Here is a 19,157-nt window from a genome sequence, read left to right on the forward strand (position 1 = left end):
GTGCCTGCCGCGGGCTACGTCGAGCAACTAGTTGGCCTGCGCGCGGCCTCAATGGGTTCACGGAACCCTCCCGGCGTTCAGTGCCTCAGGGCGGGAGAGTGTGGCTCGGCGGGCCCCGTCGATGACCGCGGCGAGAAGGCGGTCTGGATCGTCGTCGATCAGAACCAGATCGTGAGGGCTCGCGTCGGCAGGAATGCCCAGGAGCCCGGCCTCGGCCGCTGTGTGAAGGACGTGCAGGAGAGAACGGAACCGGCCCGCGGTGGCGAGGACTCCCAGAGTGCGGCGTCGGCTGTCGAGAGTGGTCGCTGCCCACGCCGTGGCCAGCTCGTCCAGGGTGGCGATGTTGCCTGGCAGTATCAGGAACGCATCGGCCAACGCCCGCATCCGGCTGGTTCGGCGTTCCGGGTCGGCCACCACCTGAAGTTCACTGAGACCGGTGTGGGCCAGCCCGCGAGCGTGGAGGGTGCGGGAGATGACGCCAGTGACCTGGCCCCCGGCGTCCAGGGCGGCGGAGGCCATCGCGCCCATGAGACCGAGGCTGCCGCCTCCGTACACCAGTTGAATGCCATGTTCGGCCAGGCCACGCCCGATCGTTTCAGCGGTCTGAAGGCAGGACGGCCCGGTGCCCGCGTCGGCGCAGAACACCGCGATATTCAGCGTGTGTTGGCGAGTCTGGGCTGGCTGGTTCATGACGTGCACAGCTCGATCTCCTTAGCCATCGGGGTGAGCAGGGGCAGAGCCTCGGCGCGGTGGTGCCGCCCGGGGCCACCGCGCGGTCCGACGAGTTCGGCTGGAGTGATGCCGTGTTTGGTCTGGTCGGCCTTCGAAGCGAGGACAGGTTCCATTGCTCCCTGGGTCATGGGGTCACCTGCTCGGGAGGGAAATGCATCCGATAGGCGGCCCGCTGGTCGTCGCTCTCTGCGAAGTGGTGGTCGCTGCGGACCATGCGACGTACAGCGATCAGCGGGCGGGGGGCGCGGTTGACCGGGAAGGCAGGGCTGTGTGCCGCCGGGGCGTCGCAGTCCGGGTGGAGCTGGCCGATCATCAGGCCCCGTTGCATGACCGCCACTTTGACCGCCGCGTGGGCGGCGTCCAGGAGGTGCCCTTGGTCTTTGGTGAGCGGGTCCAGGAGCACGATCAGGGCGCGCAGATGCTCGGGTCCCTCGGGCCAGGCGTGGGCTTCGTACTGGTCAACGGCCGCGAGCACGACGCCGCCAAGTTCATCAACGGCGCGGTCGGAGGTAGGCGTCCAGTTCGCGGAGACGATGTGGACCAGGCCCGCCCGTTGGGCGGGCACGACGTATGGACAGACTGCGCCAGAGCGCCCGAGCTGTGGGTGGGGCCGGCTGACGTAGTCGGCGATCCAGGTTTCGACCGCGGCCTTGGCGGAGCGGTTCGGAGTATCAAAACGGAGGTCGAGTGGAAGCGACAGGTCTGCGACCAGGGCATCGACTGCTGCCCGGGTGACGTGGCCGACGGCCACCATGTGCGCACGCCGGCCCTCACAGGCCAGATGCCACCGGTCCACCACACGGTCCGCCGGCCGGTCGAAGGTGACCGTCAGCGAATCACGCGCACGCTCCGGGGTCGCGCCGACCCGCTCCAACTGTTCGGCGGCGTAGGCGGCGGTGTCCAGGCAGGACTGCACCCTGGCACGCATGCCCTCGTGTCCCAGCCTGCGCAACGCTGCCCACATCAGCAGGACAGCGAGGCCCGAACGCGAGCATCCCCAGGTTCGGTCGGTGGCCGCGACGTACTCGGCCGCCACGGTGGCCTCGGGCATCACCTCGGGACGGGCCAGGAAGACGCCCGCCGGAACGGGCAGGCCGAGCAGTTTGTGCCCGGATACCGAGATCGAGTCAGCACCGTGGGCGAAACTCCACGACGGCTCGGAGGGTGCATGCGCGGCCACAGGCCCACCCAGCGCGGCATCCACATGGACGTAGACCTCACCAGCCGCGCCCGCCGCCCGCCGCAGCAGCGCCGTGTCATCCCAGCCACCGCGGAACGTCGTCCCTGCGGTGGCCACGACAATTGCGCCCGGGTCGCGTCGTTTGAGGCGCCGTCGGACCGAGCGGTGCACGATGGCGCGCATCTCGAGATGGCTGGGATCCATCGACCCGTCCGCCAGTGTCTGCACGGTGAGCAGCTTCATCCGTAGACGGTCGGTGACTTTGCAGAGGGTGTAGTGGGCTTCACTGCTGGCGTAGACCACCGCATCGGGCAGCCTGTCGCGGGCCAGTTCCAGGCCCCGTTCCAGTCCTTCGGTTCCGCCACTGGTGACGTATCCGTACACGTCGTCCGGGTCGCTGGCGGACGCAGTCTCGGCGAAGAACCTGACGACGGCCTGTTCGTAGGCCTTCGCGTGCACGCCGCTGGCGTCGGGTTGCGAGGGATCACCGACATTGTTGACGAGCACGTCCAGCAACGGCGCGAGTTCCCGGTGGGAGAAGTCGAGGGAGCCGGGAAACCCGAGCACTCTCGGCTGTTCGCGACGCAGCTCCTCGATCCATGTCAGCAGACCGCGGGTGTCCGCGACCTTGTCATGAGCCTGGTGCCCGATCCTCAGACGCGGATCTGCTCCGGTGTGCGGCATCACGGCCCCGGCGGAACCCGAAACAGGCGTGCCCAGCACGGCATCGGAAGTCGGTGGCGCGGGCGAGAGGCTGCTGGACATGCGAACTCCAGGTGCACTGTGCGAGGTGAGGAGGTACGAGGTCGTCAGGCGTACGGGTCGCTGTTCGGAACAAGAAGGATTTGTCGCCGGCACGAATGTGGTCTTCGGACCGGCGGGCGGGGAGAAGTGCATCAGGCGCCCGACCGCTCAGACAGTTGCCGATCGCCGGGCTGTGCACGCTAGGCGGTGAAGACGTGCATGCCGCTGCAGTCCAGGGGCCTGGTGCCGACCTTCACCTTGCAGACGCGGATTTTGTAGCTCCGTCCGTCGCGCAGGTCGTACTTGCTGTTGTCGACGGAGGAGCAGCGCCCGTTGTCGTGGTTGTCAGCGACCTGGTAGACGAGGCTTTCCCACTGGTTGTTGGTGATGATCTGGACCAGCGCCTTGTACCCGTCGGTGCGGATATCGCAGGCCGTGGTGACGTCGTTCTTCGCCTTGAAGTAGCCCTTGGCGCCACTCGGGTTGTCTCGGCTGTACCACCAGCCGGAGTTGGCAGCGGAAGCCGGGCTGGTCGCTGTAACGACGATCAGTCCGCCCAGGGCCACGGCGGACGCCGTGCGCTTGGCAAGGCTGGCGATGTCCATCAGGGCTCTTTCTGTTCGGTGGGACGTGACGAGGCCGCTTCGCTGGCGTCAGGTGCGGTTCCAGGCGCGACGGACGTGCTGGTTGAGGCCGGTGTGCAGCGCGCGAAGGCTCGATCCGTTCGATCACGGCTTCGGTCTGGCGGCGGAAAAGCGTGATGACCGCAGAGGGAAGTGCAGGTCTGAAGGCGTCTAGGACGTTGCGAGCGACCAGGGTGACTCAGCGGAGCCCACCTGGCTGGTGGCGACCGGTGCGGCGGTGCGGTTGGGTTGGCCCGCGCGTGAGGGTTTCGGCCGGGGGCGGGCAGGATGGTGGGCACGGGCGTTCCGGAAACGGGATAGGTGTTCCTTGGTGCGACCACGGCGTCTGTGCCTTGCCGGGCGGTGAGGTGGCTGGGGGTGCTGACGGGGGCGACGGCACCCCCAGCCGCAGCCGAGCCGCTCGGGGGGTGAGCGTCGGCCGTTCCAATAGGGGCAGAACGGTCCGGATCTCGGCTGGTCCGACCGGGTCAGGGCCGGTCGGAGTCTGGGTCAGCGCGTGCGGCGCGCTAGGAGCTGCTGCTGGGAGGCCATGCGCTCCGGCCGCGCGCCACTCGTTGGGGGGAGTCCGCAGCTTCCCTTAGCGGGAGCCGACCGCGGTGCGCTGTGCCGCGGTGACGCGAACGCGACGTCCAGCCCGAACGGTTGCTAGCCACCAGTCCAGACGGCACCGTGGTGTTGTGGTCTGCGCGGTGAGGACCAGCTGCTGATGTGAACGCCGTGTTGGGACGGCGTGACCGGAGACGGCGCCGGCACAGGGTCCTGTGGAAGTGCATCAATTCACCCCGCTGGAAATCGGGGGCCCGGCGCTCGAAGGCTTCCCAGTCTTCACCGCTGTTCCAGCGGCGGGCACTGATCTGTCCTGAACTCCGCCCGCGCTCAACACGCGGGTGGCCCCAGTGGATTACTGAGTCTGCTGGTGCTGACTCTGCCGAGAGTCGTTGTGTCCAGTCCCTGGCAGGCCTGGTCTTGCTGGTGAGCGCGGGCAGCCGGGGTTTTCTGTCGTGCAGTCCCCCGGTGCCGTCTGCGGTTGAAGCCGCGTGCGGAACCGAGCCATCAAGTCGGGCAAGCCGACAGGTGTCGTACTCCGCCCCCTGCGTGCGCTGCCCGTCCGGGCCGCTTTCGAGAACACCCCCGCGGCTCTGGCACTACTGCCTCGGTTTCGGTGCAGCTGGCTGTGCTTGCATGAGGTAACGCTATGCGTGCAGCTAGGCCGTCACCACGGCACGTCTGCACCAACTGAGCTGCATCACCTTTCTGTTGTGCACCGCCGCTTTGTGTCGCACATGACAGGTGCACATTCGCTCAGCTACGCCTTTCGTATCTGCACACATGAACTTCCCTGCCGCAAAACGCCCTTACGGGATAGCCCGGCTAAATGTGTTGGCGTACACCTTGAGGTGGACCTGGAAAGATTTCCGTGAAGCGGGAGTGTGCCAGGGCCCTTGAAGTGCCCAAGTAGGTACACGCGAACATGCTCACCGCGTCGCACACCATGACCATCCAGAGCCCTGCCTTGGCCGGCGATGCCAGGCCAGCCGTTCTACGCCACCGGCGGTATGGGCGGTGCTGGAAGGTCGACAACGCGAGCGAGGGCGGCTGTGACGAGAGCGCAGTGGCCAGGCAGGTGCCGGGAGGCCCAATCGGCTGCCAGCGTCAGGAAGTCGGCCAGGTCGCGCTCGGCACCGGCGAGTAGGTTGCAGAGCTCGGCGACGGACAGCTCAATCACCGGGCTGTCGCTCTGCTCGGCGTTGACAGTGAGCCGGACAGTGTCGCCGAAGCGCTCCGCAACCGGTGACACGGGGTCGTGGCCGAAACCGAGCAGGCTGCCGTTGTCGATGAACTCGTGCCAGTCGCGCCAGTCCTCCAGTCCGTCGCAGCAGCCAGGCAGGAAGGTGACGCCTGTGGAGTTGTCGGTGACCCTCAGGCCGCCGGCGGCGAAGAGGTTGTCGAAGGTCAGCAGTCCGTGAAGGAACGAGTCAAGTGCGTCGGCCGGACGAGGCGGGCGGTCGCCGTCGGGGTCGATGTCATTGCAGCTGGCGACGCGCATCACCGCCGACCCGACCTCAGCGGGTGAGAGCTCACCGCTGAGAGGCAGAAAGCCAGACGACTCGACCTCGGCGACAGGCCAGAGGGCGAAGCCGTCAGGCGCGTATACCTCCAAGACAGGCTGCATCACGATCATCCTGCGGAGTGTTCCGCATCCCCCGCCCGCGGCACCTCCCAATTACGCCGAGCACCCTCAGGTCCGCCAAGGAAGCTGAGCACTTTCGGTTGAACCGTCCTGGCCAGCCAGGGGTGTACGCCGACAAAATGCGGCAAGCCTTCGCGTACGCCACGCGGTTGGGAGTAAATTCGCATGCAGTTGCGGTGCAAAGAACTGTTGCCACGCCAGCAGTGCAGATTCGGGATTTCGGAATGCTTCGAGATCGCCGTGGCCAGAGCGCCAGAGCGCCAGAGCCCTGGGAGACGTTCGGGTACTCCGAGCCGCTCGCTCCAATGCGGGCGTCCGCGCCGACCTCGAAGGGAATGGCTAGCGCTTATCACCGCGTGGTCCAGGTCAACCGAGATACCCGTCATGCGCGGGCTTCGCTACCAGTCGCGTCGCCGCCCCGAGTGCGATTGGACGACGGGGCGGGGTGACCGCGTACGGGATGCGGCTTTTCCGGGCAGACCAAGGTCAAGCGTTGGTTCGGGTATTCCTCAAGCCGCCCGCAATGCCGCACAGCTGTCCGTGATTTCGGGACGTCCGGTCTCAATGTGGAGGGCGAACAGCAGATCGCGCAGTCCGGCCATCGACGCCAGATCGCGGGACATGTGCTCCTCAACGGCCCTGAGGTGCGAGCGGACCGTGACCTCGGAAAGCTCTAGGGCTCGGGCAGTGGATTCGATGTGGGTGTCATGCGACAACCAGGACTGCGCGGTGGCGAGGAGAGCCCGCCGGTCATCGCGGGCGGTGCGCAGCAGGATACTCGCCCAGGCCGCTATCGGCGGAGCCGCGAGGAGCGAGGGCAGCGTCGGGGCCACGGGCGGGGTAAGAGTCTCGGAGCGCTCGGGGGCGTCTCGCTGAGTGACGAGCTCGAGGGCCAGGCCGACGGCCACGCGGTTGGTGACTTTGCTCAGGTCCAGTTGGAGCAGGTCCGCGGCGCGGGCTACACGCCGGGTAACCGTGTTGCGATGCAGTGAGAGTCGGCGCGCCGCCACGGTGTAGGGGTAGGCGAGTGCGGCAGGCAGCGCCTCGCGGAGGGGGATCCACTGCTCTGCCTTGTGCATGAGGGGGTGGAGGAGGCTGTGCGCCCACTGCTGGGATTCGTCTTCCGGGAGAAGACTGACCAGGTCGGTATTCTGGGCGGACAGCGCGACGCTGTCAGGTTGGTGTGTGGCGAACCTCTGGGCCGTCAGCGCTTCATCTACGGCGTCAGCTACCAGCGAAAGCGAGTAGATGCCGCTGCCTCCCAGCGATATGCCCTGTCCAAGACCCGCGACAACCCGCACCAGGTCGCCGGCAACGCTGGTCTCCACCATGCGATCCGGGCGAACGGGATTGACAATCAGGACACGGCCAGCGTGACGTGGATCGGCAACAACGAGTGCACGTCCCTTGACAGCTGCGTGACACCTTCGCACCACGGCATCACGCAGCGCGGCAGTGGTCTCGAGGATGTAAGCGCGAGCTGTGTCCGGGTCGAGGAGTCCGGGGGTGAGTGTGGCCATGACCCTTCGGGCCTTGGCGGGCTCACCCGCCAGCAGCAGTTCCGCCGCCGCCATGCGGGCAGCATGCGAAGCCTCGCTGGTAACCCGAAATTCGCGGCGTGCCTGATCCACCAAGCCAAGGATCTTCGCGCCATGACGCAGCAATCGCCGTTCAGCCTCGTCGAACGGTGTCCGTCTCGCGACCGCGAGAACGGTGTCGGCTCCCGTCGCCGGGGCCAGGGAGATGAGGTGGGTGTGCGCAGCCGACGGACCGTCGTAGCCTGCGCCGTCCACCGACTGACGGATAATGGCGTGAGCAAGGTGCTCTGCTGCAGTGGCAGGCGAGGCCGCGAGGACGCGCTCCGACTCGCTGACCATGACCTGAGCGTCCAGGGTCTGGGCCAGCCAGTCTGCGATGCGCTCCATCGCCTTCGTGTCCGCAAGTTGTGCGGGCAACTGCTGTATGAGCATGTTGAGCTGGGCAGCCCGGTGTTCGGCGCGCGCCAGGAGGTCGTTGTGGATCGCTTCATGTAGGTCCAGCCATCTCTCCGGTGCTGCCGTCGTTGTCATGAGGGGGATCGCGAGCTCGTCGGACAGGTCACGCAGCGGTTGCGGGAACGGCTGGTGCGCGCCGGATTGGCCTGTGATCACGATGGCCGCGCACCGCTGCAAAGCCATCTGACGCAGAAGAGTTTCAAGGGCATCTGCTATCTGGCCACGGAGACGGAACGGCGTTCGGCCCGTGACCAGTACGAGAGTGCCGACCTGAAGCGGGCACTGGCGGCCTTCCAAGAGCTGCGTCAGCGACAGGGTGGCCAGCCCGGTCACTGTCGTCTTGTGGTAGCCCGCCGGATTCTGCGGCCAGGCGAACGTCAGTCCGAGGTCGGGCTTGTCGGCAGGCAACGAGCCGAGCGTTGGCATTTTCCTCTCCTCGGTACTGCTCGGCCGTGCGACGGCGAGCCCGCTGATAGACAGGGTGTACTTAGTTGCAGCGCCGCCAGAAGGCTGGCTTCCACCCTTGCAGGAACAGACCTTCAGTTGGCGGCATCCACATCTGCCGGACACAAAAGGACGCACACTGAGCGCGACGGGCGCCTCGTGCACATTCTTCCCGTCTCGTGAGCCTGACGTGAGTCGACGAAGTCGCCAGCGGCGGCAGCCATCAGATCTTCATACAACCCGTCTAAAGTGTCAACGAACGCAGACGTTTTTGGGCTCGCGTGTCTCCTGCGGCCTCTGTGACGCAACGTTCGAAGGGGCTGTGCTGGTGCGCCGACTGGCCCACCAGCAGAAGTGGGCGGCGCGGTGTGGTATGCACGGCGAGCCTTCCCGCGGTCAGGGATCAGCTGTGACGGGACTGAGGCCAGCGGCCACTGAGCGCTGCGGACGCGCAGGGACGACCCTGGGGGCGCTGACCTGGGCTGTCGGCTGCGCACCCCTGGATGGTGCGCAGCCGACAGCCGCAGGCGCATGGTGGCCGCACGGCACTGGCGCGGCGCTGGCCGTGGTGGACCAGCGATCCCACTCGGTGGCCGACACGTGTGTGTGGGGCCGGCGGCGGTGCTGGCGCGCAGAAGCCGGACCAGGTCGAAGCGCTGGTAGTTGATCTCGTCGGCAGGCACACCGAACGGGTCACGTCTGTCCATGCGTCCTCCCGATCCTGCTCCCACAGGCGTCGGCCGCCCCCGACTTGCTACCAGCCCGGTGCGACGCCACGACTGTGAACGGAGCTCCCGTCGGCGGCCGACCGCGATCTCGCGGCTTGCCGTCAGTCGCAACTGTGTGTCGGCTGAGGCGGGTTGGACATACTCAAAGGGTTGTGAACGAAGATTGCAAGATGCAGAGTTTGCAGTAACAGCAGGTTGTAGAAAGTGCCGGGAGGGGTTTCTGTGGCTCGCGAGAGGTCTGGCAGGACCGTCGCGCATCTCGTTCTGGCCACCCGGCTCAAAACGTTGCGTGAGGCGGCAGGAATGTCCCGAGGCGAGGCCGCCAATGCACTCGGGGCCCACACCGCAACTGTCCGCCGCATCGAGCAGGCCGAGACCTCCCTGGATGAGGGTCAGGTCCATGCCCTGCTCACGGCGTACGGCGCGGGCACTGCCGAAATCGAAGCGTTCCTCGGAGAACTCGCGGCCGCCAACCTCCCGGGGTGGTGGCATCCGTGGCGGTCCGTCATGGACCCATGGCAGCTGGACCTCATGAGCGTGGAATCCGCAGCCCGGATCATCCGCGTGTGGGAGCCGGCACTTGTTCCTGCCCTGCTGCGTACACCGTCCTATGCACGCGCCGTCGACAGCATCCGCAGACCCGACCTGTCCCCTGCGGACAAGGACCGGCGCACTGAGCTGCTCATGGAACGCCAGAAGCGGTTGCGTCAGCAGAACACGAGCATCTGGGCCATCATGTCCGCCGCGGCGCTGCATACGTTCGTAGGCAACGAGGATGTGATGGTCGAGCAGCGGCAGGCACTGAGGACCGCCCTGGCACGCCCCGATGTGACCTTGCAGATTCACCCTCTGGGCGGTCGTTGCCACCCCATGACCGGCATGCCGACCGTGTCCCTGTACCGGGTTGACGTGCCGGAGATCCCCGACCACGTGGTCCGTGAAGGAGATCTGCACGGAAGTGCTGACGTCTCGAGCAGCCTGCACGCGGTGTCGGCGTATCACTTGTTGATGGACCACACCTGCGTCATCGCGCCCCATCCAAACGAATCGAAGGACGTACTGACATGACTGAGCCGACCCGCCCGCATCAGCCGATCGACACGTCCGTCGCGCACAGTGCGCGCGTCTGGAACTACTGGCTGGGCGGAAAAGACCACTACCCCGCAGACCAAGCCGCCGGCGACGCCTACAGCAGCAAATACCCCAGCATCGTTCCGTTCGCCAAGGAATCGCGGGACTTCCTGCGGCGTACCACCGCCTACCTCGCCAAAGCAGGGGTCCGGCAGTTCATCGACCTGGGCGCCGGGCTGCCGACCAGCAACAACACCCATGAAGTCGCACAGCGGGTCTCGCCCGACTGCCGCGTGGTCTACATCGATCACGACCCGATCGTGCTGCTGCACGTCCATGCGCTGCTCACCAGCACCCCCGAGGGCGCCACCAACTATGTGCAGGCGGACATGCGGGACACGGACGCCGTCTTAGCCGGCGCGGCCAAGACGCTGGACATGACCAAGCCGATCGCTCTGGTCATCAACGACGTGCTTGGCCATATCGAGAACTGGTCCGAAGCCCGGGGTCTGGTGAGCCGGCTGGTCGAGCAGCTTCCGTCGGGCAGCTACCTGTCACTGAGCCACTCCACCGCAGCGGACGAGGAACACCAAGCGGTACAGGACGAATACAACAGCTCCGGGGCGATTCCCTACATGTTCCGTGAGCCGTCGGTGGCCATCGAGCTCTTCGAGGGCACCGAACTGGTCGAACCCGGGTTCACGAGCTGGCCGCGCTGGCGCCCCGACGCGAACACCGGCCTTCTTACCGACCGCGCGGGCTGGGGTGGGGTGGCGCGGATCTCATGAAGACCGGCAGTGTGGAGCCCGCGCCTGCCTCTCCCGTGGAGGTGACGCGGTATCAGGTGGTGCGGCGACTCACCCGTGCAGCAGCTCACTCGGACGACCAGCTGATCGCTGAGGCCGCGGCTCTGGCCGAGGGCTGGGCGGTCCTGGTGGATCTCATGGGTGACGTCGTCTGCAGCGCCCCCCACGCCGCCGGACCCGAGGGGGTGCGTGCCGCCACGCACCCCCAGTTCTACCCAAACCTGACGATCCGCAAGATGGCCGGTGCCGTCCTCGTCATCACCCCCGGCACGGCATCACCCGCATCCCGCATCGACCTGGTCGCGCGGACCACCGTTGATCTGCTCAGAATGCGGGCGCGGGTCCGTCGGGAGGAGGAGACTCACCACGCTGAACAGCGGCTGCACACCGCCGTTTTGCATCTCCTGCTGAGCGGTCAGCCCCATCTGGCAATCGACGTGCTGGGCACCGCCGCCACACACGCCACGGTATTCCGGCTGTCCGGTCAGTTTGTGCATGCCGCCTATCAGACTCATTGGCGAGCAGCGCAGCCCAGCGTGTCTCCCAAAGCCCCCGGCATGTTGGTGTGCATGGAGGGAAACGAGTTGGTGGTCGTCGCGCTCCACGGCCTCGACCATGACCGCCACGTGGCACGCCCTGTCGTCGCGCGCATCGCAGCCCGGCATCAGCTGGCCGGCGGCGTCTCAGACCCGTTGCCGCTGGACATGGTCGCCACGGCGTGGGCCGAGGCAGGGAACGCTCGGCACGGCGCAACGTCCGGCTGCCTGGCGTCCGCGACCTTCCTGGGGTCGCACGGCCTGCTCCGTGTCGTGCCCGCCGGCCGGCTCGCCCGTTGGTCCGCCGCCGTCCTCAAGCCCCTCAACCGCGAGCAGCACCGGACGCTGGAGGCCTACCTGCGGTCGGGGTCCGCTCAGGCCGCTGCAGCAGTGCTCGACGTGTCCGAAGGCACGGTTCGTGCACGCCTTCGCTGGATTGGCACTCTCCTGGCCGCCGAACTGGACAACCCCACCGTGCAGGCACAACTCCTGCTGGCCATGCGGGCCCCGGCTGCTCCCGTACGGATCAGCTCGTCCGCACGTCTTGGTCCCGACCGCCCGCTGCCCACCGATCTGCTCGACCCCGACGACGCCCGGCGCTGGGCCTCCGCCCTCCTCAGACCTCTGGACAAGCCGCTGCGTATCGCCCTTCGATGTTGGCTCCAACACCGTGGCCGCACGGCACCCGCTGCCTCCGAGTTGAGGCTGAGCCGGAGCACGCTCACCGACTGGCTGAGCAAGTGCGGCAGGGCACTGTCCCTCGACCTGTCGTCCGCGACAGTGCGGGCGGAACTCCACCTGGCCGCCGAGACGATCGCGACCCCCGAGGACACCCCGGCTCGGTTGCCGCGGCGAGGAGGCAGAACATATCGGGGACAACAGCCCTGAAAGGAGCGTTGTTGTCCGCAGCCAACTGCAGCACGGACTTCAGCCAGTCTCCGATCTATGTGCCAGGGCAGGAGCAGCCGGGCGGCGCCCGCGCCCTGCACCGCACACCGACGACTCGCGGCCCGCAGGTCCGGTTGATCGGGCTCTCGCCGGGCGTCACGCGCGGCGCGGACCCAATACAGGGGCCAGGCTCGCCACTGCGTGCCGGGGCGTCCCGGCCACGACCCCAACCACCAGTCCGGGAACAGCGGAGGTGCAGGGCGACCCGCCCGGTGAAGGCGCTGCGAGATGGTCCACTCGCCGGAAGGTGCACGGCGACCGGGGCGGCGGGCGGCGCTTTCAGTACGTGCCGCACCACCTGATTCCCTAAGGGGTGCTTTCAGAAAGCCGGATGCTTGCGGGCGAGAGTCATGCAGTGTGCGAGCTGGAGGAAAGCGTCGTGCATGTCGTCTCGGGTCTCCCAGCGAGTGCGGAGGCGTCGGGGGCCGTGCAGCCAAGCGATGGCCGACTCGGCGACCCATCGGATGCAGCCCAGGCCCGAGCCGTGTGGTTCGCCACGTCGGGCGATCTTCGGGACGATGCCGCGCTCGCGCAGTCGGCGGCGGTAGCTGTCGTGGTCGTAGCCGCGGTCGGCATACAACTCACGGGGCTTGCGCCGGGGACGCCCGCGCTTGCCCCGCACCGGCGGCACACCGTCGACCAGGGGCAGAAGCTGGGTGACGTCGTTGCGGTGTCCGCCGGTCAACGACACCCGCAGCGGGGTGCCATGCACATCGGTCAGGACATGATGCTTCGAGCCCGGCCGTGCACGGTCAACCGGACTCGGACCGACTTTTGGGCTGCTTCGCCCCCGCCTGGCCTGCACGTGTGAGGCATCAACGGTGACGCGGGAGAAGTCCAGACGGTCCGCCGCCCGTAACCGGTCCAGCAGGACCCGCTGCAGTTCCTCCCACACCCCGGCCTGCTGCCACTCGGCCAGCCGACGCCAGCAGGTGGGACCGGAACCGAAACCCAACTCCTGCGGCAGGTACTCCCACTGGATGCCGGTGTACAGCACGAACAGCACACCCTGCAGCGTCTTGCGGTCATCGATCCGCTTGCGTCCCGGGTACCGGAACCGCCGCTCATGCCTTGGCAACAGTGGCTCGATCACCGCCCACAACTCGTCACTGACCTCCCACGGCTTCCGCCGCGCCATGGTCACACCCCACAAAACACGGAATCACTTCCAACCCCACCGTGCCACAACAGGATCTTTCTGCAAGGACCCCTAAGGGAGAACCGAGGACGACGAAGCGACGGGCGGTACTGTGTTCCGCTCGCGTACGTGGTGGCGACACTGCTGTTGGCAGAGTCAAGGACCGTGTCACAGGCGCCCTTTGGGGCCAGTCGCCTGCGAAGGTTGGACTGGATCCGGCCAGAAATGCAGGGAGAGGGTGTTCCAGGCGTTGGTGCGGGAAGGCACTGGTCGGCGATCTCCACGTACGAGAAGAGGTCAGATGGTTCCGTTTCCTACGAACGTGGCACTCATGCGTTTGCAGGCGATCAACAGGATGTTGGAAGCGCTGCGGCCGTCGTCGATCGTGGCAAGGGTGAGGCGGAGGCGATAACTGCTCCCCCCAGCACCAGAGCGCAGGTTCTGGGACCGCAGTACCTGCGCGCCCCATAGCCCACCGTGCCGTGCCAGCTCGCCTTGCCTGCCCTGTTGAGTACGGGGCCGACAAGGCGGCCGGCATCGTGTCTGGTCCCGATCCTCGTCCTGAATTCCCACGACGCTCAGTGCCAGCTGCCAGCTGCCAGCACCCAGTGGCAGGCGTGATGCCGCGTGCTCCCATCCCTGGTGGGTCGGCAGGGCCATCTGGCGGTGCGTGGCAGGAGCTTCGGGAGGCTGACACCCCTGCCGCGCACTGTCGCTCAGGAGATCAATCTCTCCCCTGGCGGTGGCTGTTGGCAGGCCCGCTACGCCTGGCAACAGCAGAAGCCGTGCCGCCGCGTCAACGTGTGCAAGGCGCATCGCGAATCGGCACTGGTCAGTTGTGACGTGTCGTGCTCGTCGTGCGGAGTAGGTGTGGACGCGTCTGTAGCCCTTAGGCCGACCAGCGCTCAGCGACACCGTTGTGCCTGCGGCTAGCCATATCCTCGCCGTACGCCCGTGCGGCAGTGCGTAGCGCTATCAGACAGGTGTTCCAGTGCTGATCAGTCATCTCCTCGGGTTGGCCGACGACGCTCAGCGCACCTGTCACTCGGGACGCTGTTGGGGTGCGGTACGGCGCCTGTGCGGTCTCGCGCCCGCCCCGTACCGGTCGAACAATCGGGACAGCCAGCATGTCCCACCCACCGAGGAGAGCGGGTGAGCGGGCGAATCCACGCCCCCGCACTCTGACCAGCCGCTGATCGTCGAGAGAAGTGAGCGGATCAAGGAAGGCGGAGATGACCTGACCAGCCGCGTCGGCGTCCAGCGGCGCAGTACGCAGAGCCTCTTGTGCCCGAGGGTCGGAGGCCAGTCCGCGGACGAAGTCACCGTCTCCAGCGGTGCAGTCCGCGCTGGTGCATACCCGGAGCCTGGTGTCGACCTCGACGAGGCTGTGCAGGAGTACGACCTGGCCGGTCCTTTCCCGTGTCTCCCGCAGTCGACGACTCGCCGTAGCGGAATACGTCGCCAGCGGCGACACGAGCAGTGCCTCGACCGCAGCCGGTTGCCACCGCACTGCCTCCCAGTTCTGCTCGCCTCTGGGGTGCGCGAAACCCTCTGCAGTGATCGCACGAAGGTATCGTTGTGTGCGGCTGTTGCTCATGCTGCACTCGGCTGAGAGGGCAGTGAGCGGAACGGGTCCAGGACCAAGATGGTGGAGTGTCGTCAGGACCCCAAGAGCCCGGGCCGCAACCGAGTTCCCGCAGCGTCTCGGCAGGAGCGGGGGGGTCATCGTTGCAAACCACGCGCCGGCCCCTGAGTTGCTGCTCTGCGCGTAGCCGGCCTCCTCGATCTCCACCATGAAGCGCCGGACGGTGCTCTTCGGCATCCTGCACGCCTGGGTGAGCTTGGCTAGAGACGTTGCCCCCGGGCCCAGTTCATGCAGCGCCCTCAGCACCGACAGCACACGCCCGGCGATGGCAGAGCTCGAGTTCGGGCCGATCCCGTGCGGCATGCTGCTCTCCCAGTCCCGGACAACCGGGAACATCGGCGTATGGAACCCGCACAGCCGTCCACGGAAGGACGTATCGGCGCGCGTAAAAGCAATGGAGCGGAGACGCTTCCGGGCACGCTGCGCAGACGTCCACCGAGCCGACGGCTGCACTCTCGGACTGCACCAAATCTTGAGTCAGGACAGGAGCAGGTGTCAACGATCGCAGACGATATTGGCTGGGGTTGACACCTGCGGATACGCTCTTGGTCGCAGCCGTGTTCCGTCATGCCCTTGGAGACGCACTGGTGAACGATGCCGAACGCGAGCCGGCGTCCACCCGGGAGGAGATTGAGCATCTCCTGGCCCGCGTCGACGAGTTCGCCACCAAGATGGACGTCGATCGCGATCAGCTCCTGCAGCCCGAGACCGTCGCCTGGTACACCGCGATCGAGCCTGACCGTGTGATCGAACTCCTCGAAGGGCGGGGGGACCCTCCGCAGGAGGAACCGGCCGATCCCCGAGAACGCGACACCTTCTACGAGGGCCTGTTCTTGCGTCGGATCCAGTTCCTTCACAAGCGTCGGCGTCTGACACGCACCGCGACGGGCGTCGTCAAGAAAGCGTCGTTGGGAGCGATCCACCGGGAGACTCTCATCTCGAAACCGCAGGTGGGCATGCTGCTCAACGGAGACCGCGCACCGAACAACGATCATGCTGGACGACTGGAGAAGTACTTCCGTGTCGATCGCGGTTTCTGTTCACTGACCGAGGGCCAGGCCCTCGTGGCGTACCTCCGCCGTATTCTCGGCCACGACCTGGTGCAGCTCGCGCTCCGGGATGCACGCAGGCGCATGGGCGTGCAGTCGATCGGCATGCGCTCGTCCGGAGAGCTCCCTGAAGCGGACCTGGCACGGGCCGTCCTGTCGACCCTTGAGGCTGTCACGGCCTTGGTAGAGGGCAGGTCCGGGAAGTCCCAAGACCAGCCGGAACGCTAGCGCCAACCGCTTCCCAGCAACGGCCGACCGGCCGCTGCGCGGCGGCCAACTCCGGCATCCTCCCGAGTGGCTCCTCCATCGCCGCAGATGTGGGGGTGACCTCCGGATCCTTCCGTAAGCCCCGTGCGCCTCAGCGGTTGGCACGATCGGGCTCGGCGGTTGGCACGTTCTGGCGGAGGGCCCAGCGTCCAGGTCATGATCTTCTACGGTTGTCGCCGCACGCCGGAACTCCCGCGCCTGCTGATCAGCGTCCCGTTTCATTCTCCGATCAGGAATGCTGCCATGACCTCCTCGCCCAACTTGCCTGGCCCCACGGACCACTCCTCGTTATCGCCCGGCGGTCCCATGCACGACGAGCGGTGGCGACTGTCCAGCGAAGACATGCTCCGCGAACCCCACGATCTCTACCGATCAGCACGGTCCGGTCGTTCCTGTCTGGCTGGACGGCGGCGTCCCGGCCTGGCTGGTTGTCGGCTATGAAGAAGCCAGGACGGTGATGCGCCGTGACGACCTGTACGACCGCGATTCTCGTCAGTGGCGCGAACGGCTTAGCCTTCCGCCCGGCTGGGAGCTCAAACCGCACACCGACTGGCGGAAGAACGCCCTCTTCGCCGGTGGCGACGAACACGACCGACTGAGGGGCTCCATGACACGAAGCCTCACGCATATCCAGCCGGAGAACCTACGGCGTTTTGTCGAGGAGCATGCCCACGCCCTGATTGACGAGTTCTGCACGGCAGGGCGTGCCGATCTGGTGCAGCAGTTCTCGACACCCCTGCCCTTCCTGCTCCTGATGCGCCTCTTCGGGCTTGACAGCCTCGAAGCACGGGACAGCCAACAGCTTCAGGAGAACATTCAAGTTCTCCTCGAGGGCGGCGAAGGCGCCGTGGCGGCAGACGCCACAATCATGCGGATCATTGCCGCACACGTTGCCAAACGCCGCACCGAGCCATCTCACGATCTCATCTCATGGATGATCGCCGACGAGTCCGTTCTCTCCGACGAAGAGATCTCGGAGCAGATCTGGCTCATGCTCAACGCAGGAATGGGCTCCACGGCCAACCTGATCGCCAACGTTGGCGAGAAACTCGTGTCGAGTGAACGGCTGCGCTCCAACCTGAAGGCTGGCTACCTGGACATCCGCAGCGCCATCCGGACGACGCTGTGGGACAACCCGCCAGTACAGAACGTCATCGGCCGATGGCCGGTACGCGACGTCGCACTCGGCGGCACGGTCATCCCGAAGGACGACCTGGTCGTCATCGGACTGGCCGCAGCAAACATCTTGTGCATGAGCCCCGCGGGTGTGCGCCGTGACTCATGGACGGACTACAACGAGGCGCATCTTTCGTTCGGCGGCGGGCGGCACCAGTGCCCCGCCCAGTCCGTCGGCCACACCATCTGCCACACCGCGGTCGAAACGCTCTTCGCACGCCTTCCCGACCTGGCGCTGCTCAACGCCGACCAGAAATTGGACCGAGGGCCGAGCATCATCGTCGCGGCCCTGAAGTCCCTGCATGTGTCTTTCACCCCCGTCCCGCCCCGGGCTCGGCGCCGCGCTGCGTACGCGACCGGTTCACTTGGAGATCAGTGATGATTCTTTCGCAGCCCTTGCTCACCCTCGACAACCTCGCCACCGACATCCCAGGCGAGGGCCACAGCCTCCGCGCGCTGGGCCCGCTCGTCCCGGTATGGCTCCCTGAGGGGGTCGCGTCTTGGGCCACCGCCGACCGCGACATCGCTGACATCGTTTTCAACCACCCCAGCCTGTGCAAGGGCCCAGAACACTGGAGGGCGCTACAAGAGGACCGCGTGCCCAGGGACTGGAACCTGCTCGGCTTCATCCTGCAGCGCAGCGCACTCAACGCCCACACCTGCGACCAGTACAGGGACAAGAACCACGCGCGGCTACGCGGCCCCATAACCAAAACATTTACCAGACGGCGGGTCCAGGAACTGCGCCCGCGCGTCACCCAGAAGACCAGCGAACTGCTCGACGTGCTGGGCAACGTTCCCCCGGGCACGGTCACCGACCTGCGCGCCACGTTCGCCTTCGATCTGCCGATGTCCACTATCTGCGACCTCATCGGCCTCAGCGACCAGCCCACCCGTGAGCGGCTCGCCGCCGACTTCGATGCCCTGCACGACACCCGGCAAATGGCGCGCGCTCAAGCAGCCCACGCCGGTATCCAGGACGTGATCGGTGCACTCATCGCCCTAAAACGCCAAGAGGGGGGCAATGACCTGACCACAGCGCTCATCAACACCCACGACGAAGATCACGAAAAGCTGACCTTTGAGGAACTGGTCGCGACCCTGGAGCTGGTGCTCTTCGCCGGCTTCGAGACCACACAGAACTTGATCTCCAACGCCACCCTCAATCTTCTGAGGCATCCCGACCAGCTCGCGCTCGTCCGTTCAGGAGTGGCGAGTTGGTCCCAGGTCGGTGAAGAAACGCTTCGCCGCGACGGGTCCGCACATACCGTGATGTTCCGCTACGCAATCGAGGACCTCTACATCCCTGAAGCTGGGGTCACCATTCGCAAGGGCGACCCTGTGCTCGTATTCCTCGCCGGCGTCGGACGTGACCCCTCGGCATTCGGGCCCACCCACGATGCCTTCGACCTAACGCGACCTGATGCAGATCGCCATCGCGCCTTCGGCCACGGTATGCACTTCTGCGTGGGCGCTCCGTTGGCTCGGATGATCGCCTCCATCGCTCTCGGCGGGCTCTTCGGCCGTTTCGACCTCATGTGTCCGCAGCTGGATTCCCTGGTGCCAGTGCCCTCCTACTCCTCCAACTCAGTGCAGGAGCTACCGATCATTGCCACCGCCCTCACAGCGGTGTAGACAGGTCTTTCGGTGACGTGGTTGACCTCACCCACCGGAGCATCGTTCCGTCTTTGCACACTCGGCATCTGGTCTCAGGGGCTCATGGCGTCCCTGAGCAAGCCGCCAGACACAGCCAGTTACAATGGACGACGGGGGCGTGAACTTGCCTATGAGCAAGCGCAACGCGCGGGAAGTGACCAAACCGCGCCGTGCGGCGGACAGAGCACGGCCATCGGACGTGGCCGCC

14 protein-coding genes are annotated in these 19,157 nt (G+C 66.5%); 6 read left to right on the plus strand and 8 right to left on the minus strand.

Annotated features, from left to right (window positions below; translation table 11 throughout):
• Positions 1 to 57 precede the first annotated feature (57 nt).
• The 6 genes from QF035_RS44940 to QF035_RS44965 form a co-directional block, all read right to left on the minus strand.
• On the minus strand, positions 58 to 690 hold the full coding sequence (locus tag QF035_RS44940) for an LOG family protein (RefSeq protein WP_307527580.1): 633 nt from the start codon (positions 688 to 690) through the stop codon (positions 58 to 60).
• Positions 687 to 860: a hypothetical protein gene (locus QF035_RS44945; protein ID WP_307527582.1), complete on the minus strand. Its 174-nt coding sequence runs from the start codon at positions 858 to 860 to the stop codon at positions 687 to 689. The genes QF035_RS44940 and QF035_RS44945 overlap by 4 nt, the downstream gene beginning before the upstream one ends.
• On the minus strand, positions 857 to 2,677 hold the full coding sequence (locus QF035_RS44950) for a DUF6875 domain-containing protein (protein WP_307527584.1): 1,821 nt from the start codon (positions 2,675 to 2,677) through the stop codon (positions 857 to 859). The genes QF035_RS44945 and QF035_RS44950 overlap by 4 nt, the downstream gene beginning before the upstream one ends.
• 179 nt (positions 2,678 to 2,856) lie before the next feature.
• A complete protein-coding gene (locus tag QF035_RS44955; RefSeq protein ID WP_307527586.1) occupies positions 2,857 to 3,261 on the minus strand; it encodes a hypothetical protein in 405 nt (134 codons plus the stop codon).
• 1,579 nt (positions 3,262 to 4,840) lie between these two features.
• Complete coding sequence (locus QF035_RS44960; RefSeq protein WP_307527588.1) at positions 4,841 to 5,473, minus strand: hypothetical protein; 633 nt, start codon at positions 5,471 to 5,473, stop codon at positions 4,841 to 4,843.
• Positions 5,474 to 6,000: 527 nt separating this feature from the next.
• Positions 6,001 to 7,911 (minus strand): helix-turn-helix domain-containing protein, encoded by a 1,911-nt coding sequence (locus QF035_RS44965; protein WP_307527590.1) that lies wholly within the window; start codon positions 7,909 to 7,911, stop codon positions 6,001 to 6,003.
• Positions 7,912 to 8,879: 968 nt separating this feature from the next.
• On the opposite strand from QF035_RS44965, the gene QF035_RS44970 reads away from it, so the two are divergent.
• The 3 genes from QF035_RS44970 to QF035_RS44980 are packed head-to-tail and all read left to right on the plus strand — an operon-like array spanning position 8,880 to position 11,958.
• Positions 8,880 to 9,725 (plus strand): helix-turn-helix domain-containing protein, encoded by an 846-nt coding sequence (locus tag QF035_RS44970; RefSeq protein ID WP_307531854.1) that lies wholly within the window; start codon positions 8,880 to 8,882, stop codon positions 9,723 to 9,725.
• Entirely contained in the window at positions 9,722 to 10,516 is a 795-nt protein-coding gene (locus QF035_RS44975; protein WP_307527593.1) for an SAM-dependent methyltransferase, read from the plus strand. The genes QF035_RS44970 and QF035_RS44975 overlap by 4 nt, the downstream gene beginning before the upstream one ends.
• Positions 10,513 to 11,958, plus strand: coding sequence for a helix-turn-helix domain-containing protein (locus QF035_RS44980; RefSeq protein WP_307527595.1), 1,446 nt, complete (start codon positions 10,513 to 10,515; stop codon positions 11,956 to 11,958). The genes QF035_RS44975 and QF035_RS44980 overlap by 4 nt, the downstream gene beginning before the upstream one ends.
• Positions 11,959 to 12,337: 379 nt before the next feature.
• On the opposite strand, the gene QF035_RS44985 is transcribed toward QF035_RS44980, so the two are convergent.
• Positions 12,338 to 13,156 (minus strand): IS5 family transposase, encoded by an 819-nt coding sequence (locus QF035_RS44985; protein ID WP_307527598.1) that lies wholly within the window; start codon positions 13,154 to 13,156, stop codon positions 12,338 to 12,340.
• A gap of 889 nt (positions 13,157 to 14,045) precedes the next feature.
• Entirely contained in the window at positions 14,046 to 15,137 is a 1,092-nt protein-coding gene (locus QF035_RS55955; RefSeq protein WP_373466820.1) for a helix-turn-helix domain-containing protein, read from the minus strand.
• 251 nt (positions 15,138 to 15,388) lie between these two features.
• Here QF035_RS55955 and QF035_RS44990 point away from each other — a divergent pair, with 251 nt between their 5' ends.
• The 3 genes from QF035_RS44990 (at position 15,389) to QF035_RS45000 (ending at position 18,928) form a co-directional block, all read left to right on the plus strand.
• Positions 15,389 to 16,078, plus strand: coding sequence for a hypothetical protein (locus QF035_RS44990; protein WP_307527600.1), 690 nt, complete (start codon positions 15,389 to 15,391; stop codon positions 16,076 to 16,078).
• Positions 16,079 to 16,574: 496 nt separating this feature from the next.
• Positions 16,575 to 17,672: a hypothetical protein gene (locus tag QF035_RS44995; protein ID WP_307527602.1), complete on the plus strand. Its 1,098-nt coding sequence runs from the start codon at positions 16,575 to 16,577 to the stop codon at positions 17,670 to 17,672.
• Positions 17,672 to 18,928, plus strand: coding sequence for a cytochrome P450 (locus QF035_RS45000; protein WP_307527604.1), 1,257 nt, complete (start codon positions 17,672 to 17,674; stop codon positions 18,926 to 18,928). Before QF035_RS44995 ends, QF035_RS45000 begins: the two co-directional genes overlap by 1 nt.
• The last annotated feature ends 229 nt before the right edge of the window (positions 18,929 to 19,157 follow it).

Origin of the sequence: Streptomyces umbrinus (genome assembly GCF_030817415.1) — a bacterium.
In the GTDB taxonomy this organism is placed as follows: domain Bacteria; phylum Actinomycetota; class Actinomycetes; order Streptomycetales; family Streptomycetaceae; genus Streptomyces; species Streptomyces umbrinus_A.

Excerpts from the sequence above, each read along its gene's own strand:
- QF035_RS44955 (WP_307527586.1), bottom strand. The coding sequence starts at position 3,261 with ATGGACATCGCCAGCCTTGCCAAGCGCACGGCGTCCGCCGTGGCCCTG.
- QF035_RS44985 (WP_307527598.1), bottom strand. The coding sequence starts at position 13,156 with ATGGCGCGGCGGAAGCCGTGGGAGGTCAGTGACGAGTTGTGGGCGGTG.
- QF035_RS45000 (WP_307527604.1), top strand. The coding sequence starts at position 17,672 with ATGATTCTTTCGCAGCCCTTGCTCACCCTCGACAACCTCGCCACCGAC.
- QF035_RS44945 (WP_307527582.1), bottom strand. The coding sequence starts at position 860 with ATGACCCAGGGAGCAATGGAACCTGTCCTCGCTTCGAAGGCCGACCAG.
- QF035_RS44940 (WP_307527580.1), bottom strand. The coding sequence starts at position 690 with ATGAACCAGCCAGCCCAGACTCGCCAACACACGCTGAATATCGCGGTG.
- QF035_RS44965 (WP_307527590.1), bottom strand. The coding sequence starts at position 7,911 with ATGCCAACGCTCGGCTCGTTGCCTGCCGACAAGCCCGACCTCGGACTG.
- QF035_RS44995 (WP_307527602.1), top strand. The coding sequence starts at position 16,575 with ATGCGCCGTGACGACCTGTACGACCGCGATTCTCGTCAGTGGCGCGAA.
- QF035_RS44980 (WP_307527595.1), top strand. The coding sequence starts at position 10,513 with ATGAAGACCGGCAGTGTGGAGCCCGCGCCTGCCTCTCCCGTGGAGGTG.
- QF035_RS44960 (WP_307527588.1), bottom strand. The coding sequence starts at position 5,473 with ATGCAGCCTGTCTTGGAGGTATACGCGCCTGACGGCTTCGCCCTCTGG.
- QF035_RS55955 (WP_373466820.1), bottom strand. The coding sequence starts at position 15,137 with ATGTTCCCGGTTGTCCGGGACTGGGAGAGCAGCATGCCGCACGGGATC.
- QF035_RS44950 (WP_307527584.1), bottom strand. The coding sequence starts at position 2,677 with ATGTCCAGCAGCCTCTCGCCCGCGCCACCGACTTCCGATGCCGTGCTG.
- QF035_RS44975 (WP_307527593.1), top strand. The coding sequence starts at position 9,722 with ATGACTGAGCCGACCCGCCCGCATCAGCCGATCGACACGTCCGTCGCG.